We start from the raw sequence: 19688 nt of genomic DNA, 5'->3' as shown, positions 1-19688 counted from the left end.
CAGGTGCCACCCTGCCGCGGCCGACGGACCCCGGGCCGGGAGGGGCGGGGTGACTATGCTGTGACGATCAGGACCAGGGAGGCAACACCGTGCCCGTCACCGACGAGGCGATCGAGAAGATCAAGGCCATGATCGTCAGCGGTGAGCTGCGGCCGGGCGCGCGGCTGCCCAAGGAGGCCGACCTCGCCGAGCGGCTCGGCCTGTCACGCAACTCCCTACGCGAGGCGGTCAAGGCGCTCTCGCTGATCAGGGTGCTGGACGTGCGCCAGGGCGACGGCACATACGTGACCAGCCTTGAGCCGCACCTGCTGCTGGACGCGCTCGGCTTCGTCCTCGACTTCCACCAGGACGACACGGTGCTGGACTTCCTGGAGGTCCGCCGCATCCTGGAGCCCGCCGCCGCGGCCATGGCCGCCCGAGTGATGTCCGAGCAGGACATCACCGCCCTGGGCGAGGTGCTGGAAGGCCTGCGCGACGACTCGGCGCTGGAGGAGCTGATCGACAACGACGTCGAGTTCCACCGCCGGATCGCGGCAGGCTCGGGCAACTCCGTGCTCTGCTCGCTCATCGACGGGCTGTCCGGCCCGACCGCGCGGGCCCGGACCTGGCGCGGCCTCACCGAGGAGGGCGCCGTCGCCCGGACCCGCGAGCAGCACCGCGCCATCTTCGACGCCATCGCCGGCCGTCGCCCCGACGTCGCGCACGCCTGGGCCACGATCCACGTGGCCGGCGTCGAGCAGTGGCTACGCAACATCCTCGGCGCCCCCGGGTCCGCACTCGGCTGACGGGCCGCCGATCCGCCCGGCCGCCGATCCGCCGGCCACCCCACGCGGGCCCGTGCGACAGGCGTGTCCGTCCTGCGAACAGAGCCGTCCACCACGGGCCTGTCACGGCTGCCGGCGAGTGCCTGGCGTCGTTCCCCGGTGGTGAACGGATCGCCCTTGCGCGGCTGCCGGCCCGTACGGTCCTCGCCGCAGACTCCGGGGTGGAGGACCTACTGGTCGAGCACCTCACGGCCGAGCACCGGGCGCCGCACCACCGGATCGGCGACGAGCGAGTCCACGTCCTCCTGCACCCCCTCAAGCCGGAGGAGGCCGCCGTCGCCACGTGACGGGTCCCGCTGGTGCGGCACCGGGGGGAGGTAGGACGGGGCGCCCGTCCCGTCCTGCTGGAGCGAGACCGTCCGCGTAGGCGCGGGGATCGAGATGCCTTCCGTCCGGTACCGCTGGTGGAGGCGCTTGATGAACTCGTGCTTGATCCGGTACTGGTCGCTGAACTCGCCGACACCCAGGATCACCGTGAAGTTGATCCTTGAGTCCGCGAAGGTGTGGAAGCGGACGGCGGCCTCGTGGTCGGGCACGCCGCCGCTGATGTCAGCCATCACACTGTCGACGACGTCGAGGGTGACTCTCTCCACGTGCTCCAGGTCGCTGTCGTATCCGACCCCGACCTGGACCAGGATCGACAGCTTCTGCTCGGGCTGCGAGTAGTTCGTCATGTTCGTCCGCGCCAGGCGGCCGTTGGGGATGATCACCAGGTTGTTCGACAGGTTGCGCACCACGCTGTTGCGCCAGTTGATGTCGACGACGTACCCCTCCTCCCCGCTGGTGAGCCGGATGTAGTCACCCGGCTGGACCGTCTTGGAAGCGAGGATGTGCACACCCGCGAAGAGGTTGGCGAGGGTGTCCTGCAACGCCAGCGCGACCGCGAGACCGCCCACGCCGAGGGCGGTGACCAGCGGGGCGATGGACACCCCGAGGGTCTCCAGGGCCACGAGGACGCCCATCGACAGCACCACGATCCGGGTGATGTTGACGAAGATGGACGCGGATGCCGCGACACCCGTTCGAGAGGCGGCCACGGACTGCACCAGCCCGGCCACCACCCGGGCCGCGCTGAGCGTCGCGATGACGATGAACACGGCCATCAGCGACTGATCGACCAGTCCCCCAGTCCGCGCGGTGAGCGGAAGCGCCGAAGCGGCCACCGCGACCCCGGCGAGCACGGCTGCCCAGGGAACGATGGTGCGCAGCGCGTCGACGATGACGTCGTCACCGCTCCATTTGGTCCTGGTCGCGTGTTTGCCCAGCCATTTCATCAGGGCCCGCAGCAGGAGACCGGCCGTGCAGCCGGAGGCCAGCGTGATGCCGGCCACCACCCAGTCGTGCAGGACCAGGTCCCGGGTCACCGCGCCGCTTCCCCTGCGTGGGGAGGGAGGGAACGGGCCGTCGCCGGCCGCTGTATGTGTTGTGTCGTCACCCTGTTGCCTGTCAGATCGTTCTGTTCATAGCCACGTCGGAGCGGATGTACGCATTCCGAACGGACTGCCATCCTGCCCCATGGGCAGGCCGCAGCTACGAGCAGCCCGCCGTGCAGCCGGTCGACCGCGCCCTGCCCGCCCGACGAACGGCCGACGAACGGCCGACGATCACCAGAACCGAGCGCCGGTCGGGCCCGGGGGCTCCCCCGCGCCATGGGAAACGGTCGGCGGAAGGTCGCTACGCCGGCGCCAGCTCGAGCGCTCGGCCCGCCGGGGACGACCCGCCCGCCGCTCCGCGGCGGTGCTGAGACCCGGGGCGTGCGTGCCGGTGTGCGGCCGCCGCCGCGGGGCCATCCCCGCAGGCGCGGCGAGCAGGAGGCTGCTGTGGTCAGTTCGCGTCCTCGGCAAGCACCAGGACCAACTCCTCCCGTTTGACGTCGACCTCCCTTGCCGCACGTCCGAGAGTCCGAGCCGGGGAAGGGGCGCCACCGATGGAGAGGTTCACCCGCAGCAGTTCCTCCACGCCCGCGCCGACCAGGTCGCGGCGGGCCCGCGGCAAGCTGTTGATCGCACGCTCCACGGTGTTGCGCTTCGTCGTCACAGGTGGGAGACCAGCATCCATACGGCAATGGCGAGGAACGCGATCCCGACCACACGCTGCATCAGGTAACCCCTGCGCGTGGGCTCACCGGCATCAGGGTCCTTCACCCACCCCCGCTGGAGCCGCCGGTTCATCCCCCACAGGAGCTGTGGCCGCAGTACCTGAAGAAGCCCCATCGCGAACACCGCGCACGCCACCATGATGAACATCCGTCCTCCTCGTCTGGCCACCGCGGGCGTTCCTCTCACCTGACACCCGCTCATCCAGCGGCTGCCCTCACAGCCTCGCCTGAACCAGGGTCTGCAACCCGCGGTGCGCCACCACCCGGCTGTCCGGCATCGCGGTGGGCGACCTCGGCGGCGACATCGGCTCCGGGCTCACACTGACCCCCGCCCCGCACCGACCTCGGACGGCACCACCGGCTGGCTCCTCCCTCGGTCCCCTACCAGACGGCCGACCAGGGCAACCGCGTCCCCGGTCGACCGCCTCCGCCGGCCGGCTCGTCCCGCTCCGTGGTCACGTCGTCCTCCCTGCCCCCGTGACCGACCCGGTGGCCGGCGACGTGGAGCCTGGCCGATACACGGTTCCGCCGAGGCTTCAGCGAAGGAATATCGCACGCCCGAAATGACGCTCCCCGCCAATCGGAGCCGACACCTCGACCACCGCCAAGCCCCGCGCCTACGCCACCGACCTTACCCACTCCCAGCTGATCGCCGTCTCCGCCGCCTCCAACCGCAGCAAGGGCGACAAGTTTCGGCCGCCGCTCTACGGGGGGACGGCCGTCCACATCCCCTGGACCTGGGCGAACCGTTTGCGGGCGAGAACTTGACCGGCCGTCTGAGCGGCGTATCGACCGTCGGTTAAGCGTCCTCACCAGGCCGACGCCAACCGCACAGGACGGCCCCGGCTCCTCTTGATTGACCGTCTCCCAGGCCTACCTTCCGGTGCCAAGGACCGCCGAGACGGCCCGGGTCAGCACCAGCCAGGTGCCCCGCAGCCCCCGCCCGGGCACAGTGAGTGGCAGGAACGCTCGGACCATGTTCCCGTTCGCTCGCCCATGGTCTCTGCCCCGCCGGACTTCGTGGAAAGGGGTCAGTCGTCCGCGGATGACTGACCCCTCTCGTCCCGGGCGGTTCGCGTGAGTTGCCGCGGAGCAGCTTTCCTCACGGCCACGCGAGTGCCGGTGCGACGACGTACGGACGCGGCCATCCACTCCGGTTCGCGATACATCGGAGCCGCGAGGCCACGCAGGCCGCCTGTTGGCCCTCGGACGCACGGGTAGCCTGCTCAGCACCCGGGGTACTGACCGGCCGAGGAAGTGGATCAGCTGGTGACCGCTGCGGCGGAGAGCGCGGAGATGCCGCCATTGCCGTCCAGCAGGCTGGCGCCGGTCCAGGAGCCGTCGGTGTTGCGCTGGTTGTCGTACACGTTGCCGCTGACGAGGGTCTGGACGTGGAGGGTCCCGTCGGCGAGGCCGGCGGCGGAGACGGCGGCGATGTGCCCGTTCTGGTCGAGGAGGTTGGCGCCGGTCCAAGTGCCGTCGGTGTTGCGCTGGTTGTCGTACACGTTGCCGCTGACGAGGGTCTGGACGTGCAGGGTCCCGTCGGCGAGGCCGGCGGCGGAGACGGCAGCGATGTGCCCGTTCTGGTCGAGGAGGTTGGCGCCGGTCCAAGTGCCGTCGCGGTTGCGCTGGTTGTCGAAGACCTTGCCGTCAGCGATGGTCTGGACGTGCAGCGTCCCGCCGGTCAGCCCGACGGAGGAGACGGCCGAGATGCCGTCGCTGCCGTCCACCAGGTTCGCGCCCGTCCACGAGCCGTCGCGGTTGCGCTGGTTGTCGAAGACCTTGCCGTCAGCGACGGTCTGGACGTGCAACGTCCCGTCGGTCAGCCCGACCGAGGAGACGGCCGAGATGCCGCCGCTGCCGTCCACCAGGTTCGCGCCCGTCCACGAGCCGTCGCGGTTGCGCTGATTGTCGAAGACCTTGCCGCCGGCCAGGGTCTGGACATGGAACGTACCGTCGGTGAGCGCCGCGGTGGCGACCTGGGTGATACCGCCGTTGCCGTCCAGCAGTGCCACGCCGTCCCAGGTGCCGGTGGTCCGCCGCTGATTGTCGTAGACGCTGCCGCCGGCCACCGTGTCCACCCGCAGCGGGTAGGGGTCGGTGCGGTCGATACCGAGACCGTTCGAGCGACCGCAGTTCGGCCAGGCCCCCGGGCCCTGGCCGGCAAGCACCCGCTCGGCGACGGTGATCTGCTGCCGCACCGTGGCCTGGTTGGCGTAGGGCGCGTACTGTCGGCCGCCGTAGGCGTTCCATGTACTCGCGGAGAACTGGAGGCCGCCGTAGTAGGTGGTCCCGCTGGACGTCATGTGGACGATGGTCCAGTTGTTGCCGCTCTCGCAGGCGGCGACCTTCGTCCAGGTGCTGACCGATGCCGCCCACCCAGGCTCCGCTACCACGGTCTGGAGGAGGGCGCCGGATATCGCGGCGAGGCCGACGAGCGTGTGACGCGTACGGATGCGGCGGGACGCTGACCGGGTTCGGCTCCCATCCGGGTTCATGCCGGTCACGATCCGAGGCCGGCGGCGGAGACGGCGGTGATGGCGCCGTTCTGGTCGAGGGTGTTGGCGCCGGTCCAAGTGCCGTCGGTGTTGCGCTGGTTGTCGTACACGTTGCCGCTGACGAGGGTCTGGACGTGCAGGGTCCCGTCGGCGAGGCCGGCGGCGGAGACGGCGGCGATGTGGCCGTTGCCGTCGAGGAGGTTGGCGCCGGTCCAGGAACCGTCGGGGTTGCGCTGGTTGTCGAAGACCTTGCCGTCAGCGACGGTCTGGACGTGCAGGGTCCCGTCGCTGAGGCGCGCGGAGGAGACGGCCGAGATGCTGCCGCTGCCGTCCACCAGGTTCGCGCCCGTCCACGAGCCGTCGCGGTTGCGCTGGTTGTCGAAGACCTTGCCGTCAGCGATGGTCTGGACGTGCAGCGTCCCGTCGGTCAGCCCGACCGAGGAGACGGCCGAGATGCCGCCGCTGCCGTCCACCAGGTTCGCGCCCGTCCACGAGCCGTCGCGGTTGCGCTGATTGTCGAAGACCTTGCCGCCGGCCAGGGTCTGGACATGGAACGTACCGTCGGTGAGCGCCGCGGTGGCGACCTGGGTGATACCGCCGTTGCCGTCCAGCAGTGCCACGCCGTCCCAGGAACCGTCCGAGTTCCGCTGATTGTCGTAAACGCTGCCGCCGGCCACCGTATCCACCCGCATGGTGCCGGTGCCGCCGGAGCCGGTGATCTTCTTGTACCGCAGCCCCACGTAGTTTCCCGCCGGGTGGCCGTCGATGGAGCCGCTGTAGACGTTGGCCTGCTCCAGCGAGGTGGGCACGCCCCGCCGGTGCTCGGCGTAGTACTTGAACGTCCCTGCGGACTTGTCGATCCAACCCGCGAACAGCACCGCGTGTCCGTCGCCATCGTCGTTGAGGGCGTCGCCCGGCAGGAGGGTGGACTTGTCGGTGACCTTGGTGGACACGTTCGGCAGGCTGCTCGTGGTCAGGCTGCTGGTGAGCTGCCAGGCCATCGAGATGAGCCCCGAGCAGTCCTCACGGTAGCGGCCGCCGGTGGCCTCGTCGGCCCACCAGCCGTAGGGCGGGGTGAGGCCGTTCGGACTGTACGGCACCCGCTGGTCGGCCCAGTCCTGAGCCCGGGCGATCGCCTGCTGCCGGGTCACCGGGCCGCCCGGCGCCGCCCAGCGGCCGATGGAGCCGGTTGAGGTGACCGGCTCACCGTAGGAGACGACCGTATCGGCGGCCGCCGGGGTGGCGGCGAGCAGGGACGCGCCGATCACGATCGACGCGACTCCCCCGACGGTGGAGCGGGAGAACGGACGGGCGAAGATGAGCTTGAGCATGGAGTGTCGGCTCCTCGGAGAATCGGGAAGCGCCTCTGGGGGCGCACACCGTGATCCTCCGAGAGCCCGATCACCGCCCGATCACCGCGCGATCACGCCCGCCGGTACAGTGGCCGCCAGGGCGCCGGGCACGGCCAGGACGGTGCTCGAACCGGCGCCCGCGACTGCCGCGCGCTCCCGGGCGAGCTCGCGGGCGAAGGCCCGGACCAGTTCGTGCGTCGTGTAGCGGCCGCGGCCACATTCCTCCGCCAGGGCCACCTCGGCGAGCCGGTTGAGCACCCGGTCGGCGTGGTTGTCGTCGGTGTCCAGCAGACGGGCGACCGCCGGTGCGGTGTAGGCCGGCAGGTCGACCGAGCCCATCCGCAACAGGGCGGCGGCGGCGGCGTTGTCCAGCGGACGGCCGTTTTCGCAGAGCCAGTCATAGGTGACGCGCAGCGACTGCCGCACACTGAGGTCGTCGTGCTCCAGCCCGTCCAGGCGCTGGTCGAGCAGGGTGAGCTCCTCGACCAGCGCGGTGATACCCAGGGCGCGGCGGGCCGCCAGCCGGGCCGCCGCGATCCGCAGGGCGAGCGGGAGCCGCGTGCAGAGTTCCACCAGCCGTGCTGCTGCGGGCGAGTCCAGCTCGCCGTGCGCACGGCCGGACGCACGGCCGACGAGGTCGAGGGCGTCCGGCAACGGAAGCGGTCCCAGCCGGAGCTTGGCCGCGCTGTCCAGCGCCGTCAGTGAGAGCCGGCTCGTGACGAGGACGGCGCACCCGGGGCCGGAGGGCAGCAGGGGGCGGACCTGGGCCGCGCAGGCCGCGCTGTCCAGGACGAGCAGGGCGCGGCGCTCTACGAGCGTGCTGCGCAGCAGTGCGGCCGCGGCGTCGACGTCCTCCGGGATCCGCCCCGGCGGGTGGCCGAGGTCGTGCAGCAGGGCGGCGAGCGCCTGCGCAGGGTGGAGCGGCCACCGGCCGGTCGTGGAGCCGAGCAGGTTGACGTACAACTGTCCGTCGGGGAATTGCTCCTGCAGGAGCTGGGCGGTGCGCAGCGCGAGGGCCGTCTTGCCGGCGCCGGCCATGCCGCTCACCACAGCGACCCTCCCCTGCTCGGCAGGTGTGGTGAGGGCGGCGCACAGGCCCGCGACCTCGGATTCGCGTCCGGTGAAGTGCGAGGGGCACGGTGGAATTTGGGAGGGCCGTGTCCGGCTGTGGCGTGATTCGGCGGGTGCCTCCGCCGCGGCGGACCGCCGCGGGCGGGGTACGGTGCCGCCGGTCTGGAGGACCTCCTGATGGATCCGCTGGAGGGCGGGTCCGGGGTCGATCCCGAGCTGGTCCACCAGGGCGGAGCGCAGTCCCTGGTAGGCCGCCAGGGCCTCGGCGCGCAGGCCGCTCCGGTGCAGGGCCCGCATCAGCTGGCCGTGGAAGGTCTCGCGGAGCGGGTGCTCGTGGGCCAGCCGAGTGAGCCCGGAGACCAGGCCCTGGTGGCGACCGAGTTCCAACTCGGCCTCGTGGTACCACTCCAGGGCCTCCAGTCGGGCCTCGCCGAGGCGGTGAACCTCGGCCCGCAGGTCCGGGCCGAGCGGGCCCAGGTTGCTCAGCGGGGTACCGCGCCACAGACCGAGCGCGGCCCCTGTGCGGTCGGCCACCTGCTGCCAGTCCCCCTTGAGCCGGGCCGCACGGGCCTGCCGGAGTTCGCCCGAGAACTCGGCGGCGTCGAGTTCGCCCGGGCCGACGGTGAGCTCGTAGCCAGGCGGTACGGTGCGCAGCCGGGTCCGCCCGTCCGGGCCGAGCAGGCGTCGCAGCCGGGCGACGTGGTTGGCCAGGGACGAGGCCGCCGAGGCGGGCGCGGCACCGTCCCAGACGGCGGAGGCGAGACGGTGCACCGAGAGGGGCCGGTTGGGCTCGACCAGCAGAGCGGCGAGCAGCGCCCCGGTTCGCGCGCCCTGGAAGGCGGTAGCGGTGGTTTCCTGACGGAGTTCCAGAGGGCCGAGGATCGCAAAGCGCAAGGCGGTGGCTGCCTCTCCGTCACGGGTCAATGATACCAACCTCCTTGGTATCCCGGCGGCCGCCGGAGCGGCAACGCGTTCTCGTGTGAGGATCACCACCCTGGCTGCACTCACGCCAGGGGCGGCGCAGGTCTGCGGCCAGCGGGCGGGCCAGGCGAGACTGGGTGTGGGCGACGACGACCAGCCAGGTCCACAGGTCGGCGGTGTCCGGTGCGCGGAAGTGCGGCGCGATCCAGCGGAGGGCGCCCTTGAGCAGGCGAAACGCGGGCTCAAAGTCGAATCCGCGCAGGAAGGTGCGCCGTCTCCGGTCCACGTGTGCGGTGTCGATGCCGGTGGCCGAGGAGCACAGCCACAGCGGCTTCGCTTCGCGTTCGCCAGGCCGGTGCTCGACCGGGAGGCGGACCAACGTGCCGTGGGTGATGGGGATTTCACCTTCGCCGTCGAGCCATGGGCCGTGTTCTTCTAGCCAGGGCCTGTCCGGTCGATCATGTTCGGAGGCAGATGAAACCCGTCCAGCCCCGGGCAGGATCAGCAATGGCGACTTCAGCGACTGCCCGGCCCCGGTCGGGACCGGGTCACCAGCACGACCGCGGGTCTTGTACGTGCTCTGGTGAGTGCCGGTCCTCGCCCCTGCCCAGGCCGGTCTGGACCAGGAAGCCGGGGTCCACTTCCCACGGCGGGGCAGCAATGTGCACCCGCTGGGTGCCGGGGATGCCCACCTCGACGAGGACCCCGTCGCGGAACATCCACAGACCGAACAGGTCGTCGTCCTCGTCGTGGAGCATGACCTGCACGCAGGCGGGCTCGTTCCACGGCAGGGACTCCAGGTCCTTGAGTACCCCGCGGCGCCGGTTCCACCGCTCGAACTCGATGTGCCAACCCCCAACAAACCAGGGAATCCGCACGAAGCAGCCGTGCCAGGTGCGGGCCTCGTCCGGCCGCGTCAGCGGCTCCATCACCTCGTCCTCGTACCGCGCCAACACGATGACCTGCGCCATTCTGCTCATACCCAGATATCACACCGTGCCGGGTACCGAGGCAATCGATTTGAGACCCCGAGCCGTCGGGGCTCCTTCCGTACGCGGAGTCCGCCGCATGGGCAGCGGCCGTTCTCCGGCTTCTTCGTGACTCGACATCTCGAAGCGTGGAGAACGGCCACCTTCGCTGTCCCGGGAAGAACCGCAGATCAGCAGGTCGACTGACCAGTGGGGTTGAACAACGAGCTCAGGCGGGTGTGGCCGGCTTCCTGCCGCGCCGGGCGCCGAGGAGAGCGCACCGGAACAGGATCAGCAGGGCGGCCGCGGCGGCGAGTGGGGCGAGCAGGCAGGTGGCGGGCAGGTCCTCGTCCGGGTAGGGGTCGCCCACACCACGCGCGCTGTCGCCGGGTCGCCGGCGGCCACCTCCAGCGGGGCGCTCACCCCGACGGCCGGATGTGCGACGCGCTCGAGGCCGAGGGTTGCCGTCGAGTAGTCGCGATCGCCCACCCGGTAGGTGACCTGGTAGTCCCTGCCGCGCTTTCGGGGGATCGCGGAGGTGATCGTTCCGTTCACCCTGAGCGGCTTGTCATCGATGAGGCTCCCGGCCCGCTCGCCCAGCGGCCGCGAGGGAGCAGCGCGGCCGCCGGTCGCCAACCCGTCGGCCCTGTGGTCGCCGTGCCGGTCGCCAGCGTGCCGGAGGGGTGGATCGCCGGGCTCGCGGCCGGTGGCATCGCCCTGGACGACCCGGCCGTCCATCACTTGTTGACGGCCTGTCTACGCGCGCTGCCCAGCGTCCTTCCCTGTGCCGGCCCGATTCCGGGCCGGCACCGAAAGGGAGAACCCCCGTGCTGCGCGGGACCCGCGCTCTGCTGACCGGTTCGGTCGCCGTCCTGGCCCTCAGCCTCACCTCGACCACCTTCACCGCCGACGCCGCCGGTGACCAGAGCGGCATCGACGCCTGCGCCCGCGAGGCCCAGTGGGCGGGCTTCGCGAAGGACAAGTCCGGCGAGGGCCGCGACGACGACGCGATCTACGCGGTGGCGATCGCCATGGCCGAGTCCGGCTGCGACCGGCTGGCCGTCCACACCGACCTCCCCCACCGACCCCGACCCGGGCCCCAAGGAGCTCGGTGCCCGGCAGATTGATGAGCACTGGTACCCCGAGGTCCACGGCCACGACGCCGGGATCGTCACCGCCGAGAGCTGGCAGGACATGGGCCGGTCGGCACGAAAGGCCTTCAAGATCGACAACGGCGGCACCGGCCGGGGCTGGGCCTCGTGGGCGGCCTGGCACCTGGGCACCTGGGCACCTACCACCAGTACCTCGGCCAGGCACGGGACGCGGTCTACCGCGTCTGGCAGTGACGCCCCGCCCCCGCGTGACCACCGCGGGCCCCGCCCGGCCGAACCGGCTCGGCCCCGACCGGCAGACCGTCATTCGGACCGGTCCCCAACGACGAACTCCCCACCGCTACCCTTCCCCCCACCCGCGGACCGGCCCGCTACGGGCGGGCCGGTCCCCCCTGCTCATCCCCCAGAGGACGCCCATGTTCAAGGTCAACGAGTACTTCGACGGCACGGTGACGTCGATCGCCTTCACCACGGCGGACGGGCCGGCGACCGTCGGCGTCATGGCGCCCGGCGCGTACGGGTTCGGCACCGCGAAGCGCGAGATCATGCACGTGGTCTCCGGCGCCCTGACCGTCCGGCTGCCCGGCTCCGAGCAGTGGGAGACGTTCGAGGCCGGCGAGCGGTTCGACGTACCGGCCGACAGCGCGTTCCAGGTCAAGGCCGACGTCGAGACCGCCTACCTCTGCGAGTACCGCGACTGATTCCGGCCGCGCGGCCCGCCGGTGCGCCCAGCACGGGCGCCGCGCCGGGCACGGGGGGAACACGCCCGTCGCGGCGGCGTCAGGCCGGCGCGGCGCCGGTGCCGGTCACCATGGGGAGGGTGCGGCCGTCCGGGGTGGTGAGGGCCACCAGCCACTGCTCCGGCGGCGGTTGGCCGGGAAGGGCGTCGAGGCGCAGTTCGGGCCCGGCACCGGCGATGGACGGCGGGGTGGACGGCGTCGGGCCAGTCGGGTCAGCCGGCCCGGCCGCCGTGGTGGCGGCGGACAGCGTCCAGGGCGCCGCGGCCGGGTGCGTGGCCGGCACCGTGACGGCGAGACTCGCGGTGCCGTCGCCGTGCGTGGTGTAGACGGGTACGACGGCCGGGAGCGGCTGGGGCGCGGCTACCCCGCGGGGCTCGGAGGGCGGGCTCCACACACCCGGCCGGGCGACCGTGGCGGGCGCCCCGAAGGTCTGGGCGAACGCGCCGGCGACCGGCTCGGCGCCCGGCCGGTAGGTGGGCTCGGCGGGCCAGGCCGCCTGGCAGGTGTAGCGCAGCGGCGCCCAGGCCGGGGTGCCGGGCGGCAGGGTGTCGGCGAGTTCGCCGGTCCACCGCCAGCCGTCGGCCGGGTTGTCGGGCGGCTCCGGGCGCATGTCGACCGTGGCGAGCACCGGCCAGGCGGCGGGCGCGCCACCGGCTGCGGACCGGCGCACCCGGACGAGCGGGGCGGCCTCCCCGCCCGGACCGAGCCGTCGGGCGATCGGCGGCGCGGTCCCCCCGCCGGCCGACCGGTCACCGGGGAAGGCGACCGACACCCTCAGCCGGACGGTGCGGCCGTCCGGGTCGAGGGCGGCGGTGAGCAGCGGGGCGGGGGGCGCGTCGGTCAGGGGGACGGCGACGACGCAGCCGCCCCGCCGGTCCCGGGGCGCCTCCAGCCCGGCGGCGCTCACCGGTGCGAGCTGCAGGGCCCGCAGCGACTCCAGCCGCCCGGGGAGCGGGCAGCGGATCCGCAGCCGTCCGTCGGTCTCGGTCACCGTCGCCTCGGTGGCCCGGGCCATCGGGGTCTGTCCGGCGGCGGTGTCGTCCCGGAGCCTCTCGGCGCGCTGCCAGCGGGGTTGTCCGGCGGCCCCGGCGGTGCCCGGGCTCTGTTCCTCGCCCGTGTACAGCCGCCAGGTGGTGCCGGCCGGAGCGCCGGCCGGCCGGTCGGTCCAGAGGTCCAGCTCGGCGAAGCCGTCCGGCCGGCGGTCGCCGCTGAAGAGGATCACCTCGCCGCGCAGGGGGCTGGTGTAGGGGCGCGGGTCGTGGACGGTCAGGCCGGCGGGCGTGGAGGTCGTGGTGCCGTCCTGGTAGGTGGCGGTGACGGTGCAGGAGAGCTCCAGGCTGGTACCGGGGGTGGTCGGCGGTGCGGCGACGTCGGCCGTCCACAGCCCGTCGGCCAGCTTGCTCAGGATGAACGGGCTTGGCGTGCCGGTGAGTTCGGCTTCTACCGAGCTGATCGGGGCGCCGCCGGCCAGGGGTGCGTTGAGGGTCGCCCGGACGGTGACGGTGCCCGGGCTCGCGGGGGCGTCGTCGGCGGGGACGGCGAGTGCCTGGGCGTAGTCGAGGGCGGCCGCGGGAACGGCCGGGTCGGGCCGGGTGGGCTGCTGGACGTCGCCCGAGCAGCCGAAGTCCGACCAGCGGCCCCACGGGTCGGCCGTGGCGACCAGCCAGCGCGCGCTGCCCGCCGGGCAGTCGGTGTCGGTGACGAGGGCGGCCCCGGTGCCCGGTCCGGCGGACGCCGCGATGATCGGTTGCCGATCGGGCCCGGTGTCGTCGGTTACCGGGTTGAGCCACGTGCCGGGCTCGCGCCTGACCGCGAGCGGGCCGGCCACGGCGTTCCGTACGGTGAGGGAGACCGTCCGGGTGCCGTCGGGTGCGCCGGCCGCGTCCTGGGCCGGGTTCCACCGGGTGAGGTCGGCCACGGCGTCGACCTCGGGCGGGTCGGGCGGGTCGGGGGGCGGCGTCGCGACGGCGATCGTCCAGAGGCTGACCAGCCGTTGTCCGCCCGCCTCCAGTTCCTTGGCCTTTCCGAGCAGGTCCTTCGCCGTGTGGGCCTGGTACAGGGCCTTTCTGAACGCCTGCTCCATCGGATCCGCCGCGTCCGGCAGCAGCCGCAGCAGCAGGGCGTTGCGCTCCGTCGGCGCGATCGCGAACAGCGCGGCGACGGCGAAGCAGCCGACCAGCTCCCGGCCGACGAGCGGCACCGGGTCCGCGTCCAGGGTGGTGGCGAAGCCCCACCAGCGGGCCACGGCCGGGTCGGTGGCGGCCGCCCAGAGCGGGAGCGAGAGGTCGGCGTCGACCGTGACCTCCTTCTGGTCAGCGCCCGCGCCGGACAGCGACAGCGAGGTGAGCGGCGCGAGCGAGGGCGGTGACGCATGGGCGTCCCGCGCCCAGAGTCTGCCGATGTCGGCCTCCAGGTGCCGGGCCGCGGCGGCGGCGCGCTCCACCGGGTCCTCCGGCGCCGGGTCGTACGGCGGCGCGGCGCTGTCGGGAACCCCGCGGCGCACCCGGGCCTCGCTGTCCGCGGAGTGGTACGCGCGATCGGCACCGCACCACCAGAGGCCCTCCGGCAGAGCGGCGCCGATCGCGTCGACCGGCGGGGCGCCCAGCCAGGCCGGGGGTGTGACCACCGCGCCCTCGACCCGCGGCCCGGACCGGAAGGACGCCAGGCCCAGGTCGGTGGACGGCCCCTGGTAGCGCAGCCCCGGCAGCGGCACCCGGGCCACGAACGGGCGGCGGGTGAACGGGGGCCGCCCGGTGCACCCGGGCCCCGGGCGTCCGGCGGCGTCCACGAGGGTGACGGTGCGGTCGGGGCCGCCCCACGCGCCGACCAGCAGGCCCTGCGCGCCCGTGCCGGTGAAGCACCGGGAGCCGTCGGGCAACTCCGCGGGCAAGGGGTCGGCGGACAGCGTCGCGCTCCCGGCCCGCCAGACGGTGAACGGGCAGACCGGGAAGCCGATCAGCGGGGAGGGGAACACCCGCAGGTGCACGCCGGGCGGCAGCCCCGCGCCGCTCGCCTCGTCCTGCGGGACGCTCACGCACTCCGCGGCGAGCAGCGCGGGGCTGACCCAGGCCGGTCCCGTGGTCATGGCCACACCTCCAGGGCGAGCGTCGGCACCGTGGCAGGCGCGGGGAGAACGAGGGTCGCCAAGTGGCTGACCCAGTCGGCCTTCTCCGGTGCGCGTTCCTGCCAGGTGAGGGTGAGCGGACCGGCCGGGGCGGGGGCGGGCGGCACGCACAGCGCCGCGGTGGTGGCGCGGTCGGTGCGGGTGACGAACCCGGTGAGGACGGGGTCCTTCAGCCGACCCGCGCGCACCAGGGGTTCGGCGGCCTCCAGCAGCACCCCGCCGACGGCGTGTCCGCCCGCGCCGTCGGGCACCCACAGCACGGTGGTGCGGGCCCAGGTGTCCAGTGGGCCCGGGTCGGCACCGGCCCGGTCGAGGGCGGCGCGCAGGGCGCCGTCGCTGTCCTCGCCCGGGTCGGTGGGGGCGGTGTGGACGACGAGGTGCTGCACGGCGTCCACCGGGCCGCCGAAGCCGAGGTCCTCGAACATTCCGGGCGCGTCGGCCCAGTGGCTGGTCCGGAAGGAGACGTGCGGCAGGGGGGTCCGCACCCGGTCGGGCTGGGCCGTGTCCGTTCGGAGTTCGGCCACGGCGGCCAGGTCGTAGCAGGCGTCGGGGACCAGGACCGCCTGCACCGCCAGATCGGCGGCGGTGACGGGCCATGCGCAGGCCGACAGGACGGTGTCGGTCACGCCGTGCCGATCGGCCGGATCCATCAGCCCGAACCGCGCCGACGGGGCCAGGCCACCGGTCAGCAGCTGCTTGAGGCGCGGGTCCTGGTTCTGCGCCCAGCTGGGCGGCGGGTCCTGCGGCTGCGCCCAGCTGGGCGGCGGGTCGGTCCGGGCGACTTCGAGACCGATGAGGTAGCCGTACAGGCGGGCGACGGTGGAGACGGTGTCGGTGGAGAAGGTGGCGACGAGCCGGTCCTCGTAGAACACCGGGGCGTCCCCGCCGGCCGAGTAGCCCTTGAGGTACCGGCCCAGCATGGCCGGGTGGAAGGTGCTGACGTCGCTGTGGAGCGTAGCCTCCGACGGGCGCGTCGCCTGGTGCTTGGCGATCCGGAAGCAGCGGCTCTCGGTACCGCCGGAGGTCTGCGGGCTGCCGTCGAGCGAGCCCGCCCAGGTGACGTCCAGCCGGTAGGTGGCGTCCTCGACGAACAGGTTGCCGAGCGCGAGGGCGCGTGACTTCTTCCGTTCGGCGATCGAGGCCTTGCCGGCGGCCCGGGCGTGGTCGACGGCGTCGGCGGCCACGGTGGTGACGCCGCCGATCGCCACCACGGCCAGCAGCGGACCGACTGGGCGGGCGGCCGGGACCAGCCCGTGGCGGACCGTCACGGTGGCCACGGGCGCGGGAGAGCCGTCGCCGGGCCGGTACTCGAAGACACCCAGGAGACCGCCGGACGTCTTCTGGGTGTCCGTCAGCGTCCAGTCCACCCGGGCCCGGTTGCCCGGCCGCTCGGTGAAGACCTCGACGCCCCGGAAGGACTCCGCGGTGTACCGGAGGACGAGCGTCGGCGCGACGCCGGTCCGCTCCCGCGGCACCAGCGGCGAGTCCAGGGCGAGGGTCGTCCGGGCCGGCCGCGGGCCCTCGCCCTCGAACGGGACGACCACCAGGTCGGCGAGCGGCAGCAGGCCGGGGAACTCGGTCGGCGGGAACGTCGACGGGAAGGAGACGGGCACCGGGCCGGTGTCGGGCGGCCCGCCCGGGACCAGGGCGGTGCCCGGCGCCAGCACCGGCGCCGACGAGGGGACGGCCGGGACGGGGTCCAGCGGTGCCAGCGCCGTGACCACGGTGCTCGCGGTGGCCCGGACGGTGGCGGTGGTCGCGGGGGTCGGCCCCGGCGTGGACGGCCCGTCGGCGAGTGACGGGAGCCGCCAGGAGACGCCGTCCGGGACGGCCCGGCCGCCCACGGCCCAGCCGGGGGCCGCGGACCAGTCGCCGGCGCAGTCGCGCCGGAACCGCGCGACCGGGTCGGCGAGGTCCTTCGCACCGCCATTGAGCAGGTGCCGCGTCCAGAGCGCCGGTTCGTCGGTCAGCAGGGCCAGCACCCGGCCGGTGGTCGGCGTGTTCGGCGCCACGCCGGGCGGAAGCTGCCAGCAGGCGGGCAGTCGGGAGGTCAGGGGCACGCCGACGCCGTTGTCCAGCCGCTGGAGGGTCAGGCCGGTCAGCGTCCAGTGGCCGGGGTAGCCGGGTGATCCTATCGTGCCGTCCGGGGCGGCTCCGGTGCCGGGGCCGGGTGGGGCGGAGGTCTGGTCGAGGGCCCGGTGGAACGGTTCGCCGGGCGGGCCGGTGTAGGCGGGGCCGGGCGCGAAGCCGAGCAGGAGGACGCCGTCGGGCCACATCGCGGGCGCGCCGTCCGAGGTCGGGGTCATCGTGCCGTCGGTGGCGGCGGCCCCGGCGAAGTCGGCCACGGTCGCCGAGACCAGCGGGTCCGCCGGTGGATCGGGCTCGACCAGTTCGCTGTCACCGAACGTCAGGTGCACACAGCCGCTGAGCTCGAACAGCCACAGGTCGATCGATCCACAGGCTTTGAGCTCGGCGAACTTCGCTTCACCGGGGCCCAGTCGCAGCGTCAGGGTGCTGTTCAGGCCGAGGCTGAACGGCCCCAGGTGCAGCGAGCCGCGGACGTCCGCCGCGCCGGCCACGGACACCGGCGCGCTGGCGACCGCGGCCACCGCGCCGGCCGACAGCTCGGCCCACACCGGCGGCACACCGTACTTGGCACGGAAGGAGAACCCGGCCGCGGCCGCGAACCCCGCGGCCGGGGTGGCCGGCAGCCCCGGCAGCGGCTTCGGGAACCCGTTGCCCCGCAGCATCAGGAAGGCCTCGGCCCCGACCGCGAAGAGTTCGGGCAGCAGCGTCGCCCGGACCGGCGTGCCGTAACCGGGCGCGGCCCCGAGATGGACGAACCAGTCGCTGTCACCGGCCCCCCGGACGTAGCGGGCCTCTGCGGGGACGTCGACCTGGAGCAGGTGCCACGCCCCGGGGTGCTCGGGGTCGTCGGGCGGGACGCGGTAGTGGCCGGCAACGCCCGCGTAGAGCTCCTCGGCGCCGACGGACAGCAGGCCGGTCAGCCGGGCGGTCGTGGTGGTGTCGGGTTCCCGGGTCACGTCGCGGGGCGTGGAGAGGACGGTGGCGTCGAGGGCGACGAGCAGGCCGAGGTCGGGGGTGCGTACGACGACCCGGCCGAGCGCGGAGAACGCCAGGCCGAGGTCGGGCAGGGTGCCGACGGCGACACCGGCTCCGAACAGGTGCGTTCCGAGCCGCTTGACGGTGTGCGCCGCGTCCGGCTGCCAGTCCAGCCGCTGCTCGACAGTCCCGCCGATCGGCTCGACCGTCCCGCCGATCGTCGGGACGCGGTTGAGCCCGAGGACCGCCTCGATGCCGAACAGGCCCAGCCCGCTGTCGGCGAGCGGCACCGGCGCCGGCAGGGTCACTCCCAGCACCGCGAGGATCGAGCGGGTGCCGTCCAGCGATTCGGTGGTCAGCCCGGCGTCGGCGGCGAGGTTCAGCGGGGTGATCCCGACCCGCAGCGTCGCGGAGAAGGCCCCGTCGTCGCCGAAGGCGATCCGGCCCTCGCCGGAGACCAGATCCGGCACGTCCAGGGACAGCGAGAACCCCTGGAGCGACACCCGGTGGTCGTCGAGCGAGACCCGCAGGACGCCGCCGGCCGAGTGGACCGGGCCGAGGTCGAAGGTCAGGCGGAGGTCCAGTTCGAAGAAGGACGAGCCGTGGCCGGAGCGCACGCCGGTCACCTGGAGCAGGCCGGAGGGCTGGGACACCTCCCAGCGCCCGGTGTCGCAGACGTCGATCGACGCGCCCTCGAAGCTCAGCAGGGGCGCGCCGGAGCCGTACTCCAGGAGGGCGTCGCGGACCGCGACCCGCATGGGCGACACGGTGCCCGCCGTCAGGATCGTCGACCGGATCCGGCAGTCGAGTTCCGCGCGGTAGTCGATCCTGGCGAGGCCGGGGGTGGCGGGGTCGAACCGGACCGCGGTCACCGTGGTCCGGCCGTGGCTCCCGGCGCCCTCGGGGAGGATCCCGGTGCCGGCCCCGGTGCCCCCGACGAGAAGCCGGGCCTCGGCGGCCAGCGCGGCGAGACCGGCGACGTCGTGGTCCTTCGCCACCGGCGCCGTGCCACCGACGGTGGCGGTGACCAGCACCGCCGCGGCCGCGAGATAGGGGTCGGCGTCCCACAGCACGCCGTCCTCGCCGGACTCCACCGCGACCGTCCCGTGGTAGCCGCCGGCGTCGTGCACCAACCGGGCCCGGACCACCGACCGGCCGGCGGTGGCCGGCGCGACGCCCGCGACGACGGTCGGCGGCGGGTTGAACGGCGTGCTGACGTCGATCGAGTCGGGGAACGGCCCGCCGGCTCCGCTCCAGCAGAGGCTGTAGTCCACCGGGCCCGTCGTCGCGTTCACGCCGCCGGCGAAGCCCGGCCGGCCGACGGTCAGCGCGAAGTCCAGCGGCACCGGCCCGGCCGACGGCAGGCCGCCGACCGTGACGGTGCCGGCCAGCTCGAACGCGGGCGCGCCGTCGGCGATGCGCAGCGCCGCCGTGGTCAGCCCGAGCGACACGGTGGTGCCGCCCGGCGCCGCGTGTACGACGGCCGGGGCCGGGGTGAGCGTCGCGGTCCCGTCGACCGGCCCGGTGAGCGCCCAGTGGACGCCCTTCGGGTCGATGTCCACCGTGGCGACGGCAGGACCGGCCACCGTGAGGGACAGCGCCGTTCCGTCGGCCTGCCCGGCGAACACGAGCCCGGTGAGCGGGAGGGTGAGCCGGGCCGAGGCCGGGCCGCCGCTCGCGGTCACTCCGTGGACGGTCCCGCGGAAGCCGCCGATCGTCAGCTCGACGTCGAAGGGCGCTGCCGTCGAGGCGGTGGTGGCCGAGAGGGCCGACAGTTCCCCGCCCGCGGGGAGCGGGAGCTGCGTGATCAGATGTGCGGCGCGTAACACGTCCACCAGCGCGGTCATGGTGGCTCTCACTCTGCTGATCGGGCCCCGGCCGCCGACCGGCCGGGGCGCGGTGCGATCGGGCCTGCCC

General features: G+C 73.7%; 14 protein-coding genes and 1 pseudogene. 4 read left to right on the top strand and 11 right to left on the bottom strand.

What is annotated here, in order from left to right:
* The first annotated feature begins 89 nt into the window (after positions 1–89).
* Positions 90–785 carry a FadR/GntR family transcriptional regulator gene (locus ABT263_RS27940; RefSeq protein ID WP_329485073.1) on the top strand — a complete coding sequence of 232 codons (696 nt, stop codon included), beginning with the start codon at positions 90–92 and terminating at the stop codon, positions 783–785.
* A 209-nt stretch (positions 786–994) separates the two neighbouring features.
* Here ABT263_RS27940 and ABT263_RS27935 read toward each other — a convergent pair whose 3' ends face one another.
* The 3 genes from ABT263_RS27935 to ABT263_RS27925 all read right to left on the bottom strand — a co-directional run bounded on the left by ABT263_RS27935 (position 995) and on the right by ABT263_RS27925 (position 3070).
* Complete coding sequence (locus tag ABT263_RS27935; RefSeq protein WP_352294430.1) at positions 995–2188, bottom strand: mechanosensitive ion channel family protein; 1194 nt, start codon at positions 2186–2188, stop codon at positions 995–997.
* Positions 2189–2648: 460 nt separating this feature from the next.
* Positions 2649–2861, bottom strand: coding sequence for a hypothetical protein (locus ABT263_RS27930; RefSeq protein ID WP_352294428.1), 213 nt, complete (start codon positions 2859–2861; stop codon positions 2649–2651).
* Complete coding sequence (locus ABT263_RS27925; protein WP_329485076.1) at positions 2858–3070, bottom strand: DUF6199 family natural product biosynthesis protein; 213 nt, start codon at positions 3068–3070, stop codon at positions 2858–2860. The genes ABT263_RS27930 and ABT263_RS27925 overlap by 4 nt, the downstream gene beginning before the upstream one ends.
* Positions 3071–3504: 434 nt before the next feature.
* Between ABT263_RS27925 and ABT263_RS27920 the strand changes: the two are divergent.
* Positions 3505–3612 (top strand): annotated as a pseudogene (locus ABT263_RS27920) (HNH endonuclease); the annotation flags it as partial.
* A gap of 572 nt (positions 3613–4184) precedes the next feature.
* Here ABT263_RS27920 and ABT263_RS27915 read toward each other — a convergent pair.
* From ABT263_RS27915 to ABT263_RS27890, 6 genes are all read right to left on the bottom strand, one after another.
* Positions 4185–5318: a transglycosylase family protein gene (locus ABT263_RS27915; RefSeq protein ID WP_352294426.1), complete on the bottom strand. Its 1134-nt coding sequence runs from the start codon at positions 5316–5318 to the stop codon at positions 4185–4187.
* 107 nt (positions 5319–5425) lie between these two features.
* Positions 5426–6751 carry a hypothetical protein gene (locus tag ABT263_RS27910; protein ID WP_352294424.1) on the bottom strand — a complete coding sequence of 442 codons (1326 nt, stop codon included), beginning with the start codon at positions 6749–6751 and terminating at the stop codon, positions 5426–5428.
* An 81-nt stretch (positions 6752–6832) separates the two neighbouring features.
* Positions 6833–8767, bottom strand: a complete 1935-nt coding sequence (locus ABT263_RS27905; RefSeq protein WP_352294422.1) for an AfsR/SARP family transcriptional regulator — start codon at positions 8765–8767, stop codon at positions 6833–6835.
* Positions 8757–9272, bottom strand: coding sequence for a hypothetical protein (locus ABT263_RS27900; RefSeq protein WP_352294420.1), 516 nt, complete (start codon positions 9270–9272; stop codon positions 8757–8759). The genes ABT263_RS27905 and ABT263_RS27900 overlap by 11 nt, the downstream gene beginning before the upstream one ends.
* Positions 9273–9312: 40 nt before the next feature.
* A complete protein-coding gene (locus ABT263_RS27895; RefSeq protein ID WP_352294418.1) occupies positions 9313–9744 on the bottom strand; it encodes a hypothetical protein in 432 nt (143 codons plus the stop codon).
* A 217-nt stretch (positions 9745–9961) separates the two neighbouring features.
* A complete protein-coding gene (locus tag ABT263_RS27890; RefSeq protein WP_352294416.1) occupies positions 9962–10102 on the bottom strand; it encodes a hypothetical protein in 141 nt (46 codons plus the stop codon).
* A 457-nt stretch (positions 10103–10559) separates the two neighbouring features.
* On the opposite strand from ABT263_RS27890, the gene ABT263_RS27885 reads away from it, so the two are divergent.
* On the top strand, positions 10560–10859 hold the full coding sequence (locus ABT263_RS27885) for a transglycosylase SLT domain-containing protein (RefSeq protein WP_352294414.1): 300 nt from the start codon (positions 10560–10562) through the stop codon (positions 10857–10859).
* Positions 10860–11260: 401 nt separating this feature from the next.
* Entirely contained in the window at positions 11261–11545 is a 285-nt protein-coding gene (gene ppnP / locus ABT263_RS27880) for a pyrimidine/purine nucleoside phosphorylase (protein ID WP_352294412.1), read from the top strand.
* Positions 11546–11624: 79 nt separating this feature from the next.
* On the opposite strand, the gene ABT263_RS27875 is transcribed toward ppnP, so the two are convergent.
* Both ABT263_RS27875 and ABT263_RS27870 read right to left on the bottom strand, forming a co-directional pair.
* On the bottom strand, positions 11625–14669 hold the full coding sequence (locus ABT263_RS27875) for a hypothetical protein (protein ID WP_352294410.1): 3045 nt from the start codon (positions 14667–14669) through the stop codon (positions 11625–11627).
* Positions 14666–19630 carry a hypothetical protein gene (locus tag ABT263_RS27870; RefSeq protein ID WP_352294408.1) on the bottom strand — a complete coding sequence of 1655 codons (4965 nt, stop codon included), beginning with the start codon at positions 19628–19630 and terminating at the stop codon, positions 14666–14668. The genes ABT263_RS27875 and ABT263_RS27870 overlap by 4 nt, the downstream gene beginning before the upstream one ends.
* Positions 19631–19688: the final 58 nt, after the last annotated feature.

Origin of the sequence: Kitasatospora sp. NPDC001603 (assembly GCF_040298365.1) — a bacterium.
Classification (GTDB): domain Bacteria; phylum Actinomycetota; class Actinomycetes; order Streptomycetales; family Streptomycetaceae; genus Kitasatospora.
The sequence above is the reverse complement of the archived record's forward strand: the minus strand, read 5'-3'. Positions and strand labels throughout refer to the sequence as shown.